The following is a 21,215-nucleotide window of genomic DNA, read 5'->3' as shown; positions in this document are numbered from 1 at the left end:
CAGATCAGAAGTAGTTGACGCCATCGGCGAGCAACACGCGCGCCTGCGCCTGCGCCAGCGTGTTCATCAGGGTCAGGCCGGGCGCACGCGGGTTGGCGCTGATGACCTCGTTGAGCTGCGCGTCGTGCAAGCCCTGATCGAACACCAGCCGGGCGTAGTGCCTGGCAAGCAAGGTCTTTGCCATCAGGTTACGGCCCTGGCTGAGTTCGATCGCGCGTTCGAACGCTGCCCGTCCCTGCTCGGGACGCCCACCGACTGCAGCCGGGCGCAGCGAGTTCAACACGCCGAGGTAGACATAGGGCATGCCGCTGTCGAGCGTGGGGTCCAAGGCGACCGCATGCTCCAGCAACAGGCTTACCCGCGGGATCGCGGCAATCGCGGCGTAGTCCTCGCTGTGCGTCTGGATATAGCCGGACCAGGCCGCGCCGAGCGCATACAGCCGAGCCGCGGCGGCATCACCCTGCTCGGCTGCGACCGCGGCTTCCAGTTCGTCGAACGGACCTTTGAGCGCTGCGCACAGCGCGACCTGATCGATACAGCTGGCGCGCTGGGCGTACTCGAAGGCGCGCTTGGACAGCCGCGCCGCGCGTTCCGGCTCGCTGACAAAATTGCCGGCGTAGGCGCCATACAGCCGCGCTGCCGCACGCAGGGTGCCGGCGTTGCGGGGGTCGCCTTCGAGCAGTCCATCCAGCAACAGCAGGTAAGCCGGCAAGCCCTCAGCGACCGTGGCCGGGTCGTCCTGATTGAGAATGCCGCGGCCGAGATTGTCGGCGAAGCGTTCGCTGGCGCGGTTGACGATCGAGGCGCAACCGCTGGCGGTCAGCATCAGCGCGGCCAGGCCGACGGCCAGCGCGCGCGAACGCGACGACAGCCAGCGATGAGTTTCGAATTTGGGCACAGGCAGGATTCCGTGGTGGGCATCAGTGTCTACGGCGGACGCGACGACGGTGTGACATCGCCCACACGCCATCAGCGGCCCTGCTCGCGCAGCACGCTGGCTTCCCAGGTGTTCTGCATCAGGGTGGCGACCGTCATCGGGCCGACGCCGCCCGGCACCGGGGTGATCCACGACGCGCGCTGGCGCGCTGCCTCGAAACCCACATCGCCGGTCAAGGAGCCGTCGGGCAACCGGTTGATGCCGACATCGATCACCACCGCGCCGGGCTTGATCCACTCACCCGGCACCAGGCCCGGCTTGCCGACTGCGACGATCACGATGTCGGCCGCCTCGACATGCTGCTGCAAGGTGGCGCGCGGAGTGAAGCGATGACAGCAGACGGTGGTGCAGCCGGCGATCAGCAGCTCCAGCGCCATCGGGCGACCGACGTGGTTGGACACGCCGACGATCACCGCCTGCTGTCCGCGCACCGGGCGGTCTGTCTGCGCCAGCAGATGCACGATGCCCTTGGGCGTGCATGGACGCAGACCCAATTGGCGCAAGGCGAGCCGGCCGACATTCTCGGGGTGGAAGCCATCCACATCCTTGCGCGGGTCAATGCGGTTGAGCAGGGCCTGCGCATCGACGTGCGGCGGCAGCGGCAGCTGCACCAGTATGCCGTCCACCGCCGGGTCGGCGTTGAGCCGGTCGATCAGCTCGCGCAGGTCCTGTTCCGGTGTGTCAGCCGGCAGGTCGAAATCGAACGAGGCGTAGCCCACCCGCTCACAGGCGCGACGTTTGTTGCGCACATACACCGACGAGGCGGGATCCGCACCGACCAGCACCACTGCAAGCCCCGGGGGCGCATGCCCGCCGGCAACGCGCTGCTGCACCCGCTGCGCGAGTTGCCCCAGCAGCTCATCGGCGATGCGCTTGCCATCAATCAGACGTGCCGTCATGGGTACCGGGTGCCTCACAGAATGGGTCGGCGATTATCGCCCAGCGCAGCGGCGAGCAATAGGCCACAGACGTGGCTGCCGTGCTGCGAGGCGCACGCCTTCCTCCCTGCTCGCCCCCGCAGCAGACCCATTCACGCCAGGGAGTTGCCTGCAGCGATGATCTCAGCATCCCCGGGCAGCACCAGCAAGGCCGCGCCTGCCAGCGGGGTGAACGTATCCGCGCCGACCACGCGCTTCAGCGGGGTGGCACCGAAGCCGGCTTCTACGATCGCGGTGATGATGCCCTCGCCGACGCCGGCTGAGCGACGGCCTTCGTCCACCACCAGGATGCGTTTGGCGCCGCGGCATTGTTCGGCGATGAACGCTTCGTTCAAAGGCTGCAGCCAGCGCAGATCGATCACCCGCGTGCTCCAGCCATGGCTGGCCGCCCACGCACGCTGGGCGCGCAGGCACATCGGCACGGCGTTGCCGAAGGTGAACACCACCAGGTCGTCACCGGCGCCGCCGTCTTCCGGCGCGTACACCCTGCCCTCGCCCAGCGCGATCGTCTGACCGGGCGCGGGGTAGCTGGTCAACCAGCCGCCGTCGCCGGGCGCGTAGAGGTCCTTGTTCATGTACAGCGCGATCGGCTCCAGGAATGCACAGACCCGGCCGTCGACCTTGGCGAGCGCCATCAGGGTGCGCAGCATCAGGGCGGCATCGTCGCCACGCGACGGGCAGGCCACCACCAGGCCCGGGATATCGCGCAGGGCTGTAATCGAGTTGTCATTGTGGAAATGGCCGCCGAACCCGCGCTGGTAGCCGAGCGAGGCGATCCGCATCACCATCGGGTTGCGGTACTGGTCGTTGGAGAAGAACTGCAGGCTGGCCGCTTCGCCGCGGATCTGGTCGCAGGCGTTGTGGAAATAGGCCAGGTACTGGATTTCCGGCAGCGGCAACATGCCCATGTTGGCGAAGCCCTGGGCGAGGCCGAGGATCATGGTCTCATCGAGCAAAGTGTTGAACACGCGCTTGCCGGAAAACGCCTTGAACAGGCCCTTGGTGACCGTATACACGCCACCCTTCTGGGCGACGTCTTCACCGAACAGCAGGGACTCGGGGTACTTGGCCATCAGGTCGTGCAGGGCCTGATTGATCTGGATCGCCAGATGCCTGGGCGCCTGCAGCTCGGGTAGCTTGTCCGCACCGCCAAACACCTTCAGCCGCGCTTCGGCGTAGTCGGTGCGCGCGGCCTCGGCCTGCACCTCCGCCGGGCTGTAGGGTGCCAGCGGCGCCATCACCTCGGCGAGGTCGGTCAAACGCGGTCGGCGGTCAGCGTCTTCGGCCGCCGCGAAGCAGCGCCGCCGGGTGTCTTCGTACAGGGCCAGCAGCGATCCGGGCGTGTACAGGCCCGCACGCAACGCGATATCGGCCGTCTTCAGCAGCGGGTCGGTGGCTTCGACCGCGACCAGCTCCTCGATCGATCGCCATTCGATCTCGAAGTCGGTGCCGGCATGCCCCATGATGCGGGTGGTACGCAGATGCAGGAAAGTCGGTCGCCGGGTGCTGCGGCAGTGTTCGACCGCGCGCTGCACATCGGCATAGCCGGTGGCGAGATCCAACCCATCGGCCGCGAAGTAGTCGAGATCGCGGCGGCCTTCGAAGTTCGCCCGCACCCAGTCGCGCGGCGTCTTCACCGAAATACCGATGCCGTTGTCCTCGCAGACGAACAGCACTGGCGCGGGCAGCTGCTGATAGGCGGTCCAGGCCGCGGTGTTGAAGGCGGTCTGCGCGGTGGCATGGTTGCTGGAGGCGTCGCCAAAGGAGCAGATCGCGATGCTGTCGGCGGGAATCGGCAGGACATGACCGATTCGCTTGGCCTGCTCGATCGCCACCGCAGTGCCCAAGGCTTTGGGCAGATGGCTGGCGATGGTCGAGGTCTGGGGCAGCACCCACAAGGGCTTCGAGCCCCAGACCTTGTGGCGTCCGCCGGAGGCGGGATCATCCTTGCTTGCGGCAAACGACAGCGCCGAATCCATGACCGGGTCCATATCCGGCAGCTTGCGGAAGCGCTCGGCCATAAAGCCGCCGCTGCGGTAGTGCAGGAAGGCCGGATCGGTATGGCGGGTGGCCCGCGCCACCATCGCATTGCCCTCGTGGCCGCTGGAACCGATGGTGTAAAAGACCTTGTTCTGCACCCGCAGCACCCGCGCCATCAGATCCAGATGACGGCTGATGAACTGCGACTTGAGCAGCTCGTCGAAGTCCGTGGTGCTCAAGGCACTGCCCGGCACGATCGGCTGGTCCGGCCCCGCGGCATGTACCTCGCCGCGCCAGTCGCGCACGAATTCGATGAAATTCTGGTCGCAGATCTCGGCGCGGTTGAGACCACGCATGCGGGCGGGAATCGGGGTGCTCATGGTCGTTCGGGGCTCGGCTGCGCCAGCGGGGGAGGCGCGGAAGGCGCGCATGATAGCTGGGCGCAGGCGACCTCGGAGATCGTACATGGGCAGGCCGCCCCTCCATCAGGACGCAGTCCCCGCGCGGCAGGCGCCGGCGAAGGTTGTAAAGGCTGCAGCACACACGGGCCGAACGACGCCTGCAATCGAGGGCGTGGCAGCGCACAGCCTGCGCATTGTTCACCTCGGCGCGGCCTCGGGGCCTTTTCAGTCCTTGGGCAGAAGCGTACGCTCGCGAACATATGTGCCCGCCTGCGTGGCGCACGGCCGCAGGTGGCGGCTGCCGCCCCCGACCTGCACATCCACGGGCCGCCCCCGACGTTCAGGCGCTGGCAGCCGAAATTCGAACGCAGATCCCCTCAGTTGCCAAGGCCAGGACGATCTTGAGCGTCAACCCAGCCACTGTCCCTTGCCGCTGGCCGCGCTGCCTGCTGTTGGTGATCGCATTGATCTGCAGCTCGTGGGCCTGGGCCGAAAGCGGCCCGATACCGCGGCACCCGCTGGAGCTGGAGGCGCTCACCGACGCCCGCGGCGTGCTGCAACGGCTGCCGACGGAGATCGACGCCGCAACCCGCGCTGGCGACACCCAGAAACTCGCCTTGCTGCAGCTGGCCAAGGCGAATGCCTGCCGGATCATCGCCGACTGGAAATGTCAGCGCGCTGCCGGTGAAGCGGCCCGCAGCCTCGGCGCCGAGCTCGACAACGATGTCCTGCAGGCGCGCGGCCTGATTGCGCTGGCGCGCGCAAACATTTCGATGGGTGAGTTCCACACTGGCGAACGCGCGCTGAGCCGGGCCGAGGCGCTGCTGCTGCGCACACCGGTCGCCGATCTGCTCGCCGACGTATATCTGGGCTACTCGTCCTTCAGCTTCCGGATCGGCCGCCATGCGCTTTCAGCCGACTACGCCGAGCGCGGCCTGGCGGCGCTTGACGAAAACGGCGATGCCGGCATGCGCCTGCGACTGCTGCGCAATCAGGCCAAGGCGCTCGGGCGTCTGCAGCGTTGGGCGGAGGCGCATGCCATCATGCGCAGCGCTGAAATCTGGGTGGCGCGGGTCGACGACCCCAAGCTGCATGCCGAGATCGCGCTGGAGGCAGCGGTGATCGCGCATGCCCAGGGCGATGGCGACACCCAGCGCCGCAAGGCCGATGAAATCCTCGCAATCGCGCAGCAGCTCGACAACCGGCAGCTGTTCGCGGTGGGCCAGCAGACCCACGGCCTGGCCGATCTGCAGGACGGCCGCTCCGAATCCGCAGCGCGCCACTTCGCCATCGCGGCAGACACATTCGCCGAGCTCGGCCTGCTGCGCGACGAGGCGCAGGCGGTGGCCCACTACCTGCGAGTCGCTGAAGTCAACGGCGAAATGAAGGTCTGGCTGCTGAGACACATCAATCTCACTGAACGCCTCGACCGCTCCAGCAGCGCGCTGGTCGCTGAAGAATTCAAGGATCGACTCGGCCTTGCCGAGCAGGAACTGGCCCTGGTCCGGCTGGAAGCCGAATCGGCCCGTGAGAAAGAGCGCGCCGAGCGCTTGGCCTGGGGCGTACGTCTGGGCGGAGCGCTCGCGTTCATGGGCGCCCTGCTGCTGATCGCGATGATCGCCTTCGCCCTGCAGCTTCGGCGCTGGAATGCGCGTCTGAGAGCCGAGAACGAGCTGCGTCACCGCGCCCTGGTGCAGACCAGCCACGAGCTGCGCAACCCCTTGGCCGGCATCCTCGGGATCGCCGGTCTGCTAGAGAAGGCCAGCCTGCAGCCGCCGGAGCGGCAGCAACTGGATGCCCTGCGCAGCGGCGCCGAGCATCTGCTGGAGCTCTCGCAGGATCTGCTCGACCGCGGTCGGCTTGAGGCCGGCAAGCTGGTTCTGCGGCCAACCCCGATCGACCTGCTGCCCCTGCTGCAGGAGATCGGTCGCCAGCACGAACCACTCGCGAACCGGCGCGGGCTGGGTTTCGACCTGGTACTGAAGGGCCCCGATCCGGGCCAGGTGCTGATCGACCCGACCCGTCTGCGCCAGGTGCTCGGCAACCTGCTCGGCAATGCGCTGAAGTTCACCGAGCAGGGGCGGATCCGCCTGCTGGCCCAGTTCAAGACCGGCCCGGCCGGCGCGTCTCGCATGCAGTTCGCCATCGAAGACAGCGGCCCCGGTCTGTCGCCGGAAGATCTCGCCCAGCTGTTTGTGCCCTTCGGCAAGGGCAAGGCCGGACATCGCCATCGCGACGGCGCCGGCCTGGGCCTGGCCATCGCCAGCGATCTGGTCGAACTGATGGGCGGCAAACTGCAGGCCAGCTCGAGTGCCGACAGCGGCGCGCGGTTCGAGTTCGAGATTCCGCTGCGCAAGGTGGGCGACACCGGGGAAGCGACGCCGATCGATCCCGCCGAGCTGCGCCGCTGGCAGGAAGACGCCGGCGACCTGAACCCGCGCCCGCCGCTGCGGATTTCGCTGATCGATGACGACCCCTTGCTGCAGACCCTGCAATCAACCGCGCTGGCCAGCCTTGGCGCCAGCGTGCAGTGCTTCAGTTCGGTGGAGCAATGCATCAACGCCGGTGCGCTGGGCTCGGCCGAGTTGATTCTGGTCGACTACGAACTGCGCAGCGGCGAAGGCCCGCCCGCCGTGCGTGCCGGCCTGCTGCGCGAGCGCGCATTGGGCGTGCAGGTGCTGGTGGTGTCCGCCCATCCCGTGCCCGACACCTTGCCGGATGGCGTTGACGAGTGGCTGCAGAAGCCGGTGTCGCTGGCGCGCTGGCGGGTGCTGCTGGCGCGCGCGGATGCACTGCGCGCCGCTGTCACGCTTGCCAAACACTGACCGGCTGAGCGGGCGTCGCTATCGGCTTGGGATTGCAGGCACGATCACGCGCAAGCTGCGGATCCGCTGACGCTGACCACTGCGTCATCGTCACCGCGACAACCGCGGCAGGGCACCGCTGCAAGCCCTCAGCTGCAGACGCGGTCGCGGCCCTCGGCCTTCGCACGGTAAAGCGCGGCGTCGGCGCGACTGAACAGGCGATCCGGGTGCGGCAGCCCGTCGTGGCTGGCCACACCGATGCTCACCGTCACCCGCAAGCCGGGCTGTAGATGATCGAAGACGCGGGCGGCCACCGCAGCGCGCAGGCGCTCGCAGACCACGACGGCAGCGGTCGGCCCCTGCCCAGGAAACAGCACCGCGAACTCCTCGCCGCCCCAGCGCGAGGCGACGTCAACTCCCGGACAGTGCTCGCGAATGAGCATCGCGAGCTCGCGCAACGCGGTGTCTCCGGCCGCGTGTGAACACTGGTCGTTGATGCGCTTGAAGAAATCGATATCGATCAGCGCCAGACACAGCGGATCTCCGCGGCGATTGGCGTCAGCGAAGGCCTGCGCCAGCTGCGCGTCGAAGGCGCGGCGATTGAGCAGTCCGGTCAAATAGTCCTCATTGGCCTGGCGCTCGAAGGCTTCGGCTTGCGCGCGCAGTCGCTCCGCCAGCAGGCTCTTCTCGCGGGCGATCTGCTCCAGCGATGCGGCCTTGCGCTCCAGCGCGGCGGTTTTCTCGTCGACGAGTTTCTGCAGCCGACGTTTGGCGCGCTGCAGCTGACCCAGGCGCAGCTGGGTCGCCAACCCGACCAGGCTCAACACGCCGAACGCGCCCAGAAACCAGGCCGTCGGCCGCTGCCACCAGAACGGCAGGACTTCGAAGGTCAGCGCGGTGGCCGCCGCACTGAAGGCGCCACCCGGATTCGCAGCCTGGGCCAGAAAGCGGTACTCGCCCGGCGGCAAGGAGGTGAACTGCACCTCGCGGCGATCACCGAGTTCGATCCAGCGTTCCTCGAATCCTTCCAGCCTGTAGCGGAAGCGGATGCGCTCGGGCATCAACAGGCTGAGCCCCGCCAGTCGGAATTCGATCCGTCGACTGCCGGCTGCCAGGCGGTGGCCGCCTTCGGGCGGCAGCTCGATGTCGTCCACCCGCAGTCGCTCGATCGTGACCGGCACCGGCGGTGGCCGCGCCGACAGCACCGCGACCGGGTCCAGCACGGCGAGGCCGCTGGCAGTACCGAACCAGAGGCTGCCGTCGGCGCGCGCGAGTGCGGCCGGACCGGCGGCACCGTTGCACTGCGCGCTCTCCATTCCGTCCGCCTCGTTGAACAGGGTCGCGGCGAGTGACTGGCTGCGGCCATCGGCCACCCCGCGCGCTGCGGCTGCATCGACATGCACGATGCCGCGGTTGCTGCTCAGCCACCAGCCGCCGCTGGCATCGGCGATGATCCCGAACACGGCATCCACCGGCAGGCCCGAGGCCCGCGTCACCCGCCCGGTCGGGCCGTCGTGATAACGCAGCAGGCCCAGGTCGGTCGACAGCCACAGGCTGCCGTCGATGTCTTCATGGAAGTCGAAGATGTCCTTGATCGGATCGTTGCCGAGGCGGATCGGAACCACCCGATCTCCGTCGACATAGCCCGCACCGTTCGAGGTGCCCACCCAGATTCGCCCATCGGCCGATTCGTGCAGGCTGATCACGAAATCGCGCGGCAGGCCCTGCGCCGTGGTGAAGTTGGTGATGATGCCCTCGCGGATTCGCGACAGGCCGAGCGTGGTGCCGACCCAGAGCGTGCCGTCGCGGCCTTCCTGCAACGCCCGCACCTGGTCACCGGCGAGGCCCGAAGCGCGGTTGGCAAAGGTCTCCAACACACCATCGCGGCGACGCGCGAGGCCTGCCGAAGCCGTACCGACCCACAGCGTGCCGTCGCGCGCGGAGTGCAGGCTCAGGATTGAATCCGCCGGCAAGCCCTGCGCCTGCTGGAACATCTGCAGGGCGTCCGAGCCCAGCCGATACAGGCCTCCGCTGGTGCCCACCCACAGGCTGCCGTCGGCGGCTTCGGCCACGGCGCGCACATAGGGTGTCTGCAGGCCCTGTCGGCGACTGAACATGCGCACCGGCGGCAGACGCAGCCGGAACAGCCCGGCATTGGTGCCAATCCAGACGCTCCCTTCGCGGTCCTGAGCCAGCGCAGAAACCCGGCTATTGGGCAGCCCGTCTTCAACGTCCAAGCGCTCAACCGCACCAGCGGCCCCGGCAGCATCGGCCACCCGGAACACCCCGAAACTTGTGGTACCAACCCAGAGATGGCCCTCGGAGTCCAGCATCAAGCGGGTGATGGTGTCCTGCGGCACGCCCGCTGAGAACAGGCGGAAGCCCTCGCCGGCCTGCACGAACAGGCCCCGGTCGGTGCCGACCAATAGGCGCTGGTCCGACAGCAGTGCGAGCGACAACACGGTGCCGGTCGGCAACCCTGTCGAAGGCGCAATCGCCTGCACGGTCTCATCATCAATCCAGGCAAGCCCACGGGTGGTGCCGACCCACAGACGGCCATCGCGGCCCTTCAGCAACGCGTTGACATAGACACTGGGCAGGCCATCTTCAACCGAAAAGCGGCGACTGCTGCCGTCGGAGTCAAAGCGATAGACGCCGCCGTTCTCGCCGCCTGCCCAGATCCGACCGTCACGCCCTGCGGCCACGGTAATCATCACATCGGCACTGCCGGCACCCGGCGGCCGCAGAAAATCCCAGCGCCCCTCGCGCAGCCTGGCAATGCCATCGCGTGTGGTGGCGACAAGAACAACGCCCTGTTCCGATACCGCGACGCCGCGCATCGCATTGCCGCGCAGATCGGGAATCAGACCGCTGTCGTAGACCTTGAACTCGCGACCGTTGTAGCGGACCGCACCTTCCAGCGTCGACATCCACAGGTAGCCGTCCGGGCTCTGCACAATGCTCGACACCATGTTGTGCGGCAGACCATCGCGGCTGGACCAGCGTTCGGCAAAGTAGTCGGCCAGCGGTGGCGGGGCTGCCGCGCGGGCAGCAAGCGCGAACGAAAGCGTCACCAACAGCGTCATGACGGCCGCGCAAAGAGGCACCGCGCCGCGGGTCTGGCTTCCCCTGTCGATGCAGCTGTGCACGTACGCCTGTTTCCATTCACGGCAAGCGCCGCGGCGGACATTGGCATGCAAGCAGTGTTCCGCGCGCGAACGCTGTGTGCAGGCACACTGCCCGCCCCTTCTTGGATCAACGCCCCACCAAATGAGCTCGAACTGCACCCGACTGCTGGAGATCGTCTTCCCCGACCACACCAATCACCTCGGCACCCTGTTCGGCGGCCAGGCTTTGGCCTGGATGGACAAAGCCGCCTTCATCGCCGCCTCGCGCCACGCCCGCCGCACCGTCGTCACCGCGCGCTCCGAGCAGGTCGACTTCCGCGTGCCGGTGCGACAGGGGCAGCTGGTGGAAGTGCTGTCCTGGGTGGTTGAAGTCGGCCGCACCTCGATGCAAGTGAACGTCGAACTGCACACCGAGAGCCTGCGCGACGGCAGCCGTCAGCTGTGCACCAGTGGGCGCTTCGTAATGATCGCGCTGGACGAGGACGGCCAGCCGACGGCGGTGCCGCCGCTGTCCACGCTGTCCGCATCCGCCACTGAGTAGACGCGCAGAAGCTCAGGGCCAAGCTTCTGCAGCTCTGCGAGGTGTTCAGTCAGTGACGAAAGAGGTTTTCGTCTTGGCTCCACCCGCCGCCGCCACCGCACAGCGAGCGGCGGCCGGCGCTCACTTCGACGCAGGCGTGCGTGTTGCCAGGCTGCGGCTCACGGCTTCGAGCTGTCGAGCGACTGCCGCGAGCTGGGTGCGATCGGCCTCGCCGGCCTGCTGACGCGCCTGCACGGCCTCGACCAGGGGCTTGAAGCCGACGTCCAGCGCATTGCGCAGACCGCCCAGCCACATCGCTGCGTCTGAAGCGGTGTCGCGCGAGAAGGTGCGGTTCAGCACCTGTTCGTCGAGGATGCGCTGCAGCAGCTGGATCAGTTCGGGCGCCGCCACGGCAGCCTTACTGTCGCCGGCTTGGGCACCCAGCGCGCGCACGCTTGCGACCAGATCATGCAGCTGGGCAATCATCCGCGTGCCGGTGTCGCTGTCGGCGCCGCCCAGCGACTTGTTGCGCTGGAAACCCTGCTTGATCGCCTGCCAGCGCTCGGCGCGGGTGGCATCGAGCGTGCCACGGAGTTCTGCCAGCTTCAGCAGATTCTCCTCGGCGCCGCCGGTGAGCAGCTGCGACTCACCGAGGTAGTGGTCGTCGATGAGTTTCTGCAGCTCCTGCGCGTTCATCGCCACCGACAGCTTCGCGGCCAGCTTGTTCATATTGCGGTAGCTGCCCTGCAGTTTGAACGGTGGCTCAGTGCGATAGGCCTCGGCCTGAGCGGCGCTGGCGATGTAGGCCTGGTTGACCCGATACACGATGTCGCGCACCGCCAGCAGGTTCTTCAGCACGCCGGTCAATTCGGTCAGCTCGGCCGCTGAATAGGCATGCGACAGCGCATTCGCCGAGAACTCGCGCCCTTGCGCGCGCTCGACCAGCTTGTACAGGTCATTGAGATCGCGAGTCGCCAGCGGCGCGAGTACGGGCTGAGCCGTCAGGCAGTTCTCGATATAGCTGAGCAGGAAGGCGTCTTCCTTTCCGCCCAGCACCTCGCCCAGGTTGTAGACATCGGCGCGGTTGGCCAGCATGTCGGGGATCTTGAACACCTCACCGCTCTCGGTGTACGGGTTGCCCGCCATCACCACGCAGAACTTCTTGCCGCGCATGTCGTAGGTGCGCGAGCGGCCCTGCCAGACGCCCTCGATGCGGCGGGTGGCGTCGCACAGCGAGATGAACTTCTGCAGAAACTCCGGATGGGTGTGCTGGATGTCATCGACATACAGCATCACGTTGTTGCCCATTTCCAGCGCCAAGTTGAGCTTCTCCAGCTCCTGCCGCGCGCCGGCATCCGGTGCCTGGGTCGGATCGAGCGAGCGCACTTCGTGCCCAAGAGAGGGCCCGTTGATCTTCATGAAAATCAGACCCAGCGCATGCGCCACGTATTCCATCAGCGTGGTCTTGCCGTAGCCGGGCGGGCTGATCAGCATCAGCAGGCCCATCAGGTCCGAGCGCTTGCTCTCGCCGACCGTGCCCATCTGCTTGGCCAGGTTGTCGCCGATGATCGGCAGATAGACTTCGCTGATGAGCTTGTTGCGCACAAAGGCCGATAGCGGCTTGGGCTTGAACTCCTGCAGCCGCAGGCGCGCGCGGCCGCTTTCGATCAAGGCATGCCGACGCGCCTGGTACTGACGCAAACCCGGCAGATGTCCGTGCTGATGCTGGCGCAGGCGCTGCTCGAACTCATCGACGCGGAAGCTCAGGCTGCCCTCGCGAACCCGCGCGTGCTGACCGAGCAGCCCAGTCACCGTCGCGCCAAGTTCAGCCTCGCTGATCCGATGCGACAGCCGCGATTCGCTCAGCTGCAGGCAAGCGGCCTCGATCGCGTGCTCGGCCAGCGACGCGAACTCAGGCACAAGGCACAGCGCATCGAACCACTGCCGATACAGGGCCAGCGCCACGCCGGGGCGGGCCGAGAGTTCAGTCGCCGCCAGCTGCAGGTCCTCCCAGCGATGGCCGCTGGCCAACCGCGACTTCAGCGCTTGGCTCAACAACCGCGCGGCCGCGCTGAACACGAACTGCGGGTGCTCCTCGCCCAGCACTTCCACCAGATAGCGCGCGGCCGCAGCGCTCATCTCCGCCGGCAAATCGATCCCGGCCTTGCCGCGAAAGCGCTCGACTTCGGCTTCGACTTCAGAGGCGAGCAAGGCCATCGCCGTGCCCTGCCCCAACACCTCACGCAGCTGCCGCGCCTGCCGGGCGCGCAGCGGCCACAGCTTGCCGGCTTCCGAATCGACCTGAGCCGCCCAGGCCAGAGCAGCCAGCGCGCGCGGTGCCGGCGCATGGATCAGTTGCCCGGCGGCCAGCCGCTTGGGCAACCACGCGGCCAGAATCCGCGCCGCATCGCTGTCGTGGATGCCCTTCTCGTAGCCGTCGCGATAGCGCGGCCCCGCGTAATCGCGAATCTGCCGGGTCAGCGCGTCGATATCCTGGGTGGCCAACTGCAGTGCGTCGAGCTGGAAGCCATCGCTACCGGCCTCGGCCGCCGCCAGCACGCTGGCCGCCAGGTATTCGCCGCGGTATAGCGCCGCAGACTCGGACTCCAACGCGTACTCGGCGAAGCCGCGCAGCGCATCGAGCTCGGCATCGTCGACCGGCTCGAAATACTCGGTGCCGGTGAGATGCAGATTCAGCCGCCCGTCGCGCGGCAGCAGGGTCAGGTCGAGCTCCTGCGTGTTGACGCTGAAACGGTGGCGCGGGCCCAGCTTGATCGTGTTGCCGCCATCCTCGAACAGTTCATTGCGGTCACGCTGCCCGCGCAGGGCCTGATCGCGCGCGGCCTTCAGGCGCGCCTCGATGTCGTCGGCCTTGACGCTGTCGCGCAGCTCGCGCAAATGCCCGACAAGCTCGCGCAGTTTGAGGATCAGCGCATCGCCCGCGAAGAACGCCTGCAGTTCATCCGGGCTGCCGAGCCGGTCGGTGCGCCGGTGCAGGCCTTCGAGAATGCGCAGGGCCGCTTCGTGCACGCCCTGGGCGCGGCGCTGGCGTGCATCGAGCAGGGCCTGGCGATGGCTCTCGAAGGCTTCGAGCACTTCCTCGCGCTTGGCCAGAATGTCCTGCAGAAACTGCTCGTGCTCGCCGAAGCGCGATTCAAGTTCCTCCAGCTGCAGCAGCACCCGCGCCAGCTGCTCGTCGCAGCGCTCGGGATCCGTGGCGAGGCCCAGCGCGCTGGTCAGGCTCTGACCGAACAGGGTGAACTGCGCGCCGAACTGCGCGACAGCTTCGCTGGAGGCGAGGCCGCGGCGGCGCTGATCGGCACGCGCACGCGACTGGTTCAGTCGCGCATACAGCTCCGAGATCGTCTCGACGACCTGGGTGCGCTGCGCGGCATCATCGATCGGCAGGCCCGATAGCAGGTTCGACAGCAGATCGAGGTCCAGCGACAGCTGGGCCAATCCCTCCAGCGGCGCCTTCAGCGCAGCCACGCCCTGCGCCTTGCTGGCCTCGTCGTCGAGTTTCTTCAGTCGCTCATCCAGCGGCTTCAGCGCCACCGGCGTGGCCAGAAACGCGCCGGTCGCACTGGCCAGCGCCGCATGCGCGCTGACCACCGCGGCTTCGAGCGCATCGACCGCTGCCACGTCCATGTAGCGGGCTTCGCGCAGGCTGAGCAGGCGACCGCGCTGTGCGGTCAGGCCAGACAGCCCCAGCACGAAATCATTCACTGACTCGCAGCGATCCGGCCGCGCCCGCGCCAGCAGCTCGGTTTGCGCGCTGCGCGCCTCGCGCAGGCTGCGCTCGCTGGTGGCGCGAATGCTCTCGACCTTCTCGAACTCGTCCAGCACCGATTCGCTGGTCGCTGCGACCTCACGCAGCAGCGGCGCGACCTCGGCGCATTCCGGCGTGTCCAGCCAGTGGTGCAGATCGAACAAGCGCCGCGTCGATTGGCTGAGCAGGCTGTAGCGCGCGGTCGACACTTCCTCGCTGTCGATCTCGCGCACCAGCGAGAACAGATCGGAGATGCCGCGTACCAGTTCGGCATTGCCGATCCGGCCCATGAAGCTCGCCGCCGGCGGTTTGGCCGCCGCGAACTCATCGCTGAAGAACGGCGTCTGCCAGACCTGCATCGGGTGCACGCGGGTCGGCTCGGGGCTGTCGCTTGAGAACACCACCACCCGGCCGTCTTCCAGCCGCGCATAGCCGTGGCCGAACAGCGGCGTCTGCAGCTTGCGTTCGATCAAGTTGTAGTTGAACAGGCCGATGCTGCCGGCCTCGGGATGGTAGAAAACGTAGAGCACATCCTCGCCGTTGGGCGAGCGGATCATGCGCTTGAAGCGCATCCCGGCCATGCTGCGTTCGAACGCGCGGTGCTCGCCGTTCTGCAGCAGATAGCCGCCGGGATAGACGATGCCGTGGTCTTCCGACAGCTGCACGCAGCTTTGTCCGAGCGCGTCGATGCGCAGCACCTTGCGCGCAATCACGCTGTAGGCGAGATAGCGCACGGTCTCTTCGCGGTAGGGCTGGATCCGCAGCAGGATGATGTCGCCGAGCCGGGCGAAGTCGACCTTGGCATCGTCCAGCGACTGGGTCGCGTCATCGACGGGCTCGCGGTAGATGCCGAGCCCGTCCTCGGTATTGTTCTCGATCTTGACGGTCAGGTCGCCGCCGATGGTTTCGACGAACACGGTGTCGAGGATATTCAGATGCGGGAAACGCCCCTCGACGGCGTGCTCGCGGCCGGCGCGTGTCCACTCGAAATCAAACGCAGGCGGCAGCGCGATGTCGCGCTCGCCGCGGTTGTCGATGTAGCGCACTTCGCCCTGGGGCGACACGCTCCAGCGGAACACGCGCACATCGCTCAGACGCTCGCCGATCTGGAAGCTGGCCAGCAGCAGCCCATCGCGACTGACCAGCTGCAGCAGGCGGGTGTTCTTGTAGTAGGCGTAGAGCTCGCGGAAATCCTGCGCGAAGCTGCCGGCGCCGAGAAAACTCGCGGCGATGTCGACTGGCTCGACGTCATAGCCGGCCTCGCCTTCGATCAGCCGATACAGCGAGAACACATCGCCGATCTGGGTGTCGCGCTTCAGGCCGAGGAAGACGTTGTAGCCGAACAGCAGATGCTCGCCGACCCGAACGATGTCGCGCGCCACCGCGTTGTGCTCGGTGCGCACGCGCAGCCGCCCGACCACGCTCATCTGGCTGCTGCCGAACTCGGCCAGCCGCTGCTGATTCAGACCCTCGGCCAGACCGCGCAGCCGCCCGCCCTGTTCTAGCAAGCGGGCACGCAGAACTTCGTAAGCGCCGCCTTCGGCGACGGCTTGATCTACCAGGGATTCGGGTGTGGTCATGAGATGGCCTGGGGATGCGCCGCATCGGCAAGTACGCGGCGGGAGAGATGGCGATGGCGAGCCTGCATCCAGCGAGGCTCGCTGTTCTCCCCTCTCCCCGTGGGAGAGGGGTCGGGGGAGAGGGTTCGGCGATGCCGATGCCTACGCATCGTAACGGCCTGGCTGCCGCTGCCGGAGCAAGGAATGCAGCTGGAAAGCGAAACGCCGCGCGAACACCGGACCCTCTCCCCAACCTTACCTTCGCTTCGCTCGGGCTCTCGTGGTCATCGGCTGCCACCGGCAGCCGATTGGCGACCCCGAACCGCTTCCCACGGGGAGAGGGGCTCTGCCTGAGGCGTTGGACGTTTGCAGGGCTGCCGGCAGGACACAGGTTCTGCTCGCCAGCGCCTGCAGATCTCAATCACGCTGACGCAGTGTTCTCTGCATCCGAATCGCCGCCCGCCGCGCCCGCTTCCGCAGCCTTCAGCGCCCCCACCTTCGCTACCGGTGCTCCCACACCCAGAAACTTCGACAACACCTCCTGCACCACCGGGCTCTTGCCGACCGCGCCCTCGATCGCCTTGCCGACTGACAAGGCCTTGGCGAAGGTCTCGAAGAACTCGCCGCCGCCGCCGACGATATCGACCTTCGCTTTCGAAAGCGCCGCCGCCAGCACGTCGGCCTGCTCGCGAGCGATCGACTTGTTGGCCTCGATCGCCGCCATCGCCTGCTCGAAATTCTTCTCCAGCTGCATGCGGAACTCTTCGTGCGCACGTGCCGAATCCGACAGGCCGGCGAGCGCATCGAACTTCTTCACCAGGCCCTCGGCTTCGGACTCGTAGCGACGCAGCAGCACCTCGGCTTCGGACAGGCCGATCTCGCGCGTGGCTACCGCCTTGGCGCCGCCCAGCTGCTCTTCACCGCGCGCCTGCGCGCCGAGTTTCTCTTCCAGCACCTTGGCCTCGGCCAGGCCTTCCTTCTGTTTGGCCTCCGCATGCGCCTCGACAACTCGCGCCTGCGCCAAGCCCTTCTCCTGCTCGCCGCGCGCCTCGGCACCGAGCTTCTCGGCCACCACGCGCGCCTCGGCCAGGCCTTCCTTCTCCATCGCTGCAGCATTGACCTCACGCACCCGCGCATCGGCGAGGCCCGGTGCTGCGCGCTCGGCCTCGATGCCCTCGGCCATCTTGCGCTTGCCTTCGGACTGCTTGCCGGCCGCTTCCAGCTCGGCCTGCGCGAGCGTGGTGATCTCGATGGCCTTGTGCTTGGCCTTGCTCTCGTCGGCTTCGGCCTGCTTCACCTGCTTGACCAGCTCTTCTTCGGCGCGCGCCTGGGCGTCCAGAATCGCGACCTGCTTGGAGCGCTCGGCGCTGGAGATCTCGCGCACTTCCTTGATGCGCTCCTCTTCCTGCGCGACCGTCTTCTCGACCGCGATCCGCTCGCGAATCACGTTGGCTATCAGGGTGCGCTGCTCTTCCAGCGCCTTCTCCTTCTCGATCCGCTGCAGTTCAACTTCGCGCTCACGCGACACCACTTCCAGCGCCCGCGCACGCTCGACTTTTTCCTTCTCGATGATCACCGCGCGCTGGCGGTTCTGCTCGGCGACTTCGACTTCGCGCATGCGGTTCTGATCGCGGATATCGATCTGTTCCTGCGAGCTCAGGCGCGCGGTCTCCGACTTCAGCCGCTCCTCTTCCTGCACCTTCAGAGTCTCGGCCTGCTCGCGCGCCTGGATGGTCGCGATCTCGCGCGACTGCCGCGCCTCGGCATCGGCCTGCTGCCGCGCGAGCGCCAGCAGGGCTTCCTTGGTTTCGACATTTTTCTTGGTGATCGCCAGCTCTTCGTTGCGCTCCAGCTCGTTGGTGATCACGTTCTGCGCAGCGGTCAATTCGGTGATCTTGCGGATGCCTTCGGCGTCGAGAATATTGCTCGGGTCCAGCGAGTGCTTGGGCGTCTGCTCCAGGTAGTCGATGGCGACGTCTTCAAGCACATAGCCGTTCAGATCGTTGCCGATCACCTCGACGATGCGGTCGCGGAAATCCTGCCGATTCTCAAACAGTTTGACGAAGTCGATCTGCTTGCCGACCGTCTTCAGCGCCTCGGAGAACTTGGCGTTGAACAGCTCGTTCACCGCCACCTTGTCGGACGCGCGATCCACGCCGATGGCCTTGGCGACCTTCAGCACGTCCTGCTGGGTTTCGTTCACACGCAGATAGAAGGCCACGGTGATGTCAGCGCGCATGTTGTCGCGACAGATCAACCCGTCCTTGCCGCGGCGATCGACTTCAAGCGTGATCAGCGAGATCCGCATGAACTCTTTCTTGTAGATGATCGGGTAGACCAAGGCACCGGTGAAATGCACCTTGGGCGTCGACGACAGGTCGTTGACGATCAGCGCGGTGCCCTGCGGCACCTTGATGTAGAAGGATTTGAACAAGGCGAAAATGACGATCAGGGCCAGAACAACAAGGCCGATGCCAATGAACACGGGAATCAGGGTGGCAAGATCCATGGGAAGCCCTTTGGCTGATGTGCGGGAGCGAGGAGTCGGGAATCAGTGCGGCAAAACGGATGGTCATGCACTCGGTGCTGCGGAGCATTCAGGGCCGAGTGACCCGGTATGCGTTGTGGGCTTCCAGGTATTCAACGATCAGCACGCGATCGCCGCGCCGGAAGGAATCGGCATCGGTACGCACCTGCAGAATCAGTCCGGCGCCGCCGTCGTGGTACTCGGCGCTGCCGTGCTGCGCATCGACCGTGGGGCTGCGCACCACGGCAGTCTCGCCCAGCAGCGCGTGTGCGTTCAGCCCTTCGGCGCGCGCAAACAACCCGCGCAGCGGCTGCAGCACCAAACCCGCAACGGGCAAGGCCAGGAACAGCAGGACTGGAGTCGCCAGCAGGCCGAGTCCGATCCGCAACAGGCTGGACGCGAGCCCGCCAAGCAGAAAATAGTCGACGAAATAGCTGCAGATCCAGGCAACAAAAACCAGCGCCGTGAAGATCAGCGCAAACGGCAGGCCGGCCAGACCGAACTTCATCATCAGCGCACTCAAACCGCCGGCAGCACCGATACCGGAATCGCCGCTGTCTGGCAGATCCAGCACATCGAGTTCCAGCAAGCCCAACAGCCCGAGCAGCCAGTAGCCCACGGCGACCATCAACAGAACGCTCAGGATCAGAGTTGGAAACGATAGAGCGATTTCAAGAAAGCGGTCCACGCACACCCCCGATTCGGCTCCATCGCCCCGCGCGGATGGATCAGGCTGTCGGGACGCACGAGCTTGCGAGCTGTGACGGGTCCGGCAGAGCAGGAAGCATACGGGGCCGAAGCGCTTTTGGGAGCCCTGCGGGAGGCTTCAACGAATCGCTGCAGTCCCCGAAAACACGAACGCGCCGGGTCTCTCCGGCGCGTTCGAAGTTCTCTGCAGGCAGTTGAACCTCAGCGAAGGCCGGTCTCGTTGCGGGCGATGACCAGGCGCTGGATCTCGCTGGTGCCTTCGTAGATCTCGCTGATCTTGGCGTCGCGGTGAGCGCTCCAGCGAGCACCGCCTCGGCGGTGCTGCTGGAGCGCGCATGCCTCAACGCAGGCCGGTCTCGTTCCGCGCGATGACCAGACGCTGGATCTCGCTGGTGCCTTAGTAGATCTCGTTGATCTTGGCGTCGCCGTGAGCGCTCCAGCGAGCACCGCCTCGGCGGTGCTGCTGGAGCGCGCATGCCTCAGCGCAGGCCGGTCTCGTTTCGGGCAATGACCAGGCGCTGGATCTCGCTGGTGCCTTCGTAGATCTCGGTGATCTTGGCGTCGCGGAAGTAGCGCTCCAGCGGCATCTCTTTCGAGTAGCCCATACCGCCGTGGATCTGCAGGGCCTGGTGGGTGATGTACATCGCCGCTTCCGAGGCGAACAGCTTGGCGACCGAGGCTTCGGTGGAGAAGCGCGCGCCGGTCTTCAGCGACTGCTGCTTGGCGAATGCGGCTTTCAGCGTCAGCAGCTCGGCTGCATCGAGGCGGCACTTCATGTCGGCGATCTTGGCCTGGATCATCTGGAAGCTGCCGATCGGCTGGCCGAAGCTCTTGCGTTCCTGCACATAGCTGACCGCTGCGTCATACGCCGCGCGGGCCAGACCGACCGCCTGCGCGGCGATGCCGATACGGCCGGCGTCAAGCACGCCCATCGCGATCTTGAAACCGTTGCCTTCCTCGCCGATGCGGTCTTCGACCGGGATCTTGTAGTCGCTGAACTCGATCTCGCAGGTGGCCGAGGCGCGGATGCCGAGCTTGGGCTCGGTCTTGCCGCGGTGAAAACCCTCGCGGTCGGCGTCGACCATGAACGCGCTGATGCCCTTGGCGCCCTTGTCCGGGTCGGTCATCGCGAACAGCATGATGTACTTGGCGACCGGGCCGGATGTGATCCAGCTCTTCTTGCCGTTGACGACGTAGTGGGTGCCGTCGGCTGAGAGCGTCGCCCGGCAGCGCATCGCCGAGGCGTCCGAACCCGAATGCGGCTCGGTCAGCGCGTAGGCGCCGATAGCCTCGCCGCTGGCGATCGGGGTGACGTACTTGTGCTTCTGCGCCTCGGTGCCGTTCTTCAGCAGGCCGTTGCAGTACAGGGTGTTGTTGACCGACACGATGGTCGAGTGCGCGCAGTCGGCATAGGCGATCTCGAACATCGCCAGGGTGTAGCCGATCGAATCGAGGCCCGAGCCGCCGTACTCCTGCGGCACCTCGATGCCCATCAGGCCGTTCTCGCCCAACACGCGGATGTTCTCCAGCGGGAACTCGCCGGTGCGGTCGAACTCGGCGGCGGTGGGCGCAATGCGCTCACTGGCGATGCGACGCGCAACGTCGCGGATCATCAGCTGTTCTTCGGTGAAGTTGAAGTCCATGGGGGCTCCTGAGCGTGGGCAAAATTTCAAACGGGCGCTTGAAAACCGCTCAAGTTTAACCCGGTTCAGGCAGCGGCCGGATCAAGACCGCATTGACATCTGTGCCGAACGCCCTCGCGACCAGACGCCATGCCGTGGCGCGAACGCAGACCGGTCGCGCTCGCTGCCACAGCGCTGGCCGCGCCCAGCTGAGCAGCTGCCCTGCCCGCTGTCGTCAAAGCCTGTCTGCAGGCCAGCGCGGCTTGACGCTTGCCGCCGCCCTACCTACCCTGCTTTATCTTTGAATCCCGATGAAGCGATA

The 21,215-nt window shown here is 66.6% G+C and carries 10 protein-coding genes and 1 pseudogene; 2 read left to right on the top strand and 9 right to left on the bottom strand.

What is annotated here, in order from left to right; genetic code table 11:
• Positions 1-4: 4 nt before the first annotated feature.
• The 3 genes from ACIQ7H_RS08695 to ACIQ7H_RS08685 form a co-directional block, all read right to left on the bottom strand.
• Positions 5-898: a TRAP transporter TatT component family protein gene (locus ACIQ7H_RS08695; protein WP_395790439.1), complete on the bottom strand. Its 894-nt coding sequence runs from the start codon at positions 896-898 to the stop codon at positions 5-7.
• A 71-nt stretch (positions 899-969) separates the two neighbouring features.
• The gene (gene folD / locus ACIQ7H_RS08690; protein ID WP_395790437.1) at positions 970-1,836 is read right to left on the bottom strand and encodes a bifunctional methylenetetrahydrofolate dehydrogenase/methenyltetrahydrofolate cyclohydrolase FolD; all 867 of its coding nucleotides are present in this window, start codon (positions 1,834-1,836) and stop codon (positions 970-972) included.
• A 131-nt stretch (positions 1,837-1,967) separates the two neighbouring features.
• Complete coding sequence (locus ACIQ7H_RS08685; RefSeq protein ID WP_395790435.1) at positions 1,968-4,235, bottom strand: thiamine pyrophosphate-dependent enzyme; 2,268 nt, start codon at positions 4,233-4,235, stop codon at positions 1,968-1,970.
• Positions 4,236-4,720: 485 nt separating this feature from the next.
• Between ACIQ7H_RS08685 and ACIQ7H_RS08680 the strand changes: the two genes are divergently transcribed.
• Positions 4,721-7,081, top strand: coding sequence for an ATP-binding protein (locus ACIQ7H_RS08680; protein ID WP_395790433.1), 2,361 nt, complete (start codon positions 4,721-4,723; stop codon positions 7,079-7,081).
• A 128-nt stretch (positions 7,082-7,209) separates the two neighbouring features.
• Here the strand turns inward: ACIQ7H_RS08680 and ACIQ7H_RS08675 are convergent, their stop codons facing one another.
• Positions 7,210-10,146 carry a two-component regulator propeller domain-containing protein gene (locus tag ACIQ7H_RS08675; RefSeq protein WP_395790431.1) on the bottom strand — a complete coding sequence of 979 codons (2,937 nt, stop codon included), beginning with the start codon at positions 10,144-10,146 and terminating at the stop codon, positions 7,210-7,212.
• Positions 10,147-10,330: 184 nt separating this feature from the next.
• Here ACIQ7H_RS08675 and ACIQ7H_RS08670 point away from each other — a divergent pair, with 184 nt between their 5' ends.
• Positions 10,331-10,729 carry an acyl-CoA thioesterase gene (locus tag ACIQ7H_RS08670; RefSeq protein ID WP_395790429.1) on the top strand — a complete coding sequence of 133 codons (399 nt, stop codon included), beginning with the start codon at positions 10,331-10,333 and terminating at the stop codon, positions 10,727-10,729.
• A 120-nt stretch (positions 10,730-10,849) separates the two neighbouring features.
• On the opposite strand, the gene ACIQ7H_RS08665 is transcribed toward ACIQ7H_RS08670, so the two are convergent.
• From ACIQ7H_RS08665 to ACIQ7H_RS08645, 5 genes and pseudogenes are all read right to left on the bottom strand, one after another.
• Positions 10,850-16,057, bottom strand: a complete 5,208-nt coding sequence (locus tag ACIQ7H_RS08665) for a DNA repair ATPase (protein WP_395790427.1) — start codon at positions 16,055-16,057, stop codon at positions 10,850-10,852.
• A 400-nt stretch (positions 16,058-16,457) separates the two neighbouring features.
• Entirely contained in the window at positions 16,458-18,545 is a 2,088-nt protein-coding gene (locus ACIQ7H_RS08660; RefSeq protein WP_395790425.1) for a hypothetical protein, read from the bottom strand.
• 88 nt (positions 18,546-18,633) lie between these two features.
• The gene (locus ACIQ7H_RS08655) at positions 18,634-19,251 is read right to left on the bottom strand and encodes a hypothetical protein (protein ID WP_395790423.1); all 618 of its coding nucleotides are present in this window, start codon (positions 19,249-19,251) and stop codon (positions 18,634-18,636) included.
• Positions 19,252-19,472: 221 nt separating this feature from the next.
• Positions 19,473-19,559, bottom strand: a pseudogene (locus ACIQ7H_RS08650) (acyl-CoA dehydrogenase family protein); the annotation flags it as partial.
• 191 nt (positions 19,560-19,750) lie between these two features.
• The gene (locus ACIQ7H_RS08645; protein ID WP_395790421.1) at positions 19,751-20,914 is read right to left on the bottom strand and encodes an acyl-CoA dehydrogenase family protein; all 1,164 of its coding nucleotides are present in this window, start codon (positions 20,912-20,914) and stop codon (positions 19,751-19,753) included.
• Between the last annotated feature and the right edge of the window lie 301 nt (positions 20,915-21,215).

The organism is Aquimonas sp. (assembly GCF_044377145.1).
Lineage (GTDB): Bacteria > Pseudomonadota > Gammaproteobacteria > Xanthomonadales > Xanthomonadaceae > Aquimonas.
Note: the sequence above shows the minus strand (reverse complement) of the source record. Positions and strands in the feature narration are given on the sequence as shown.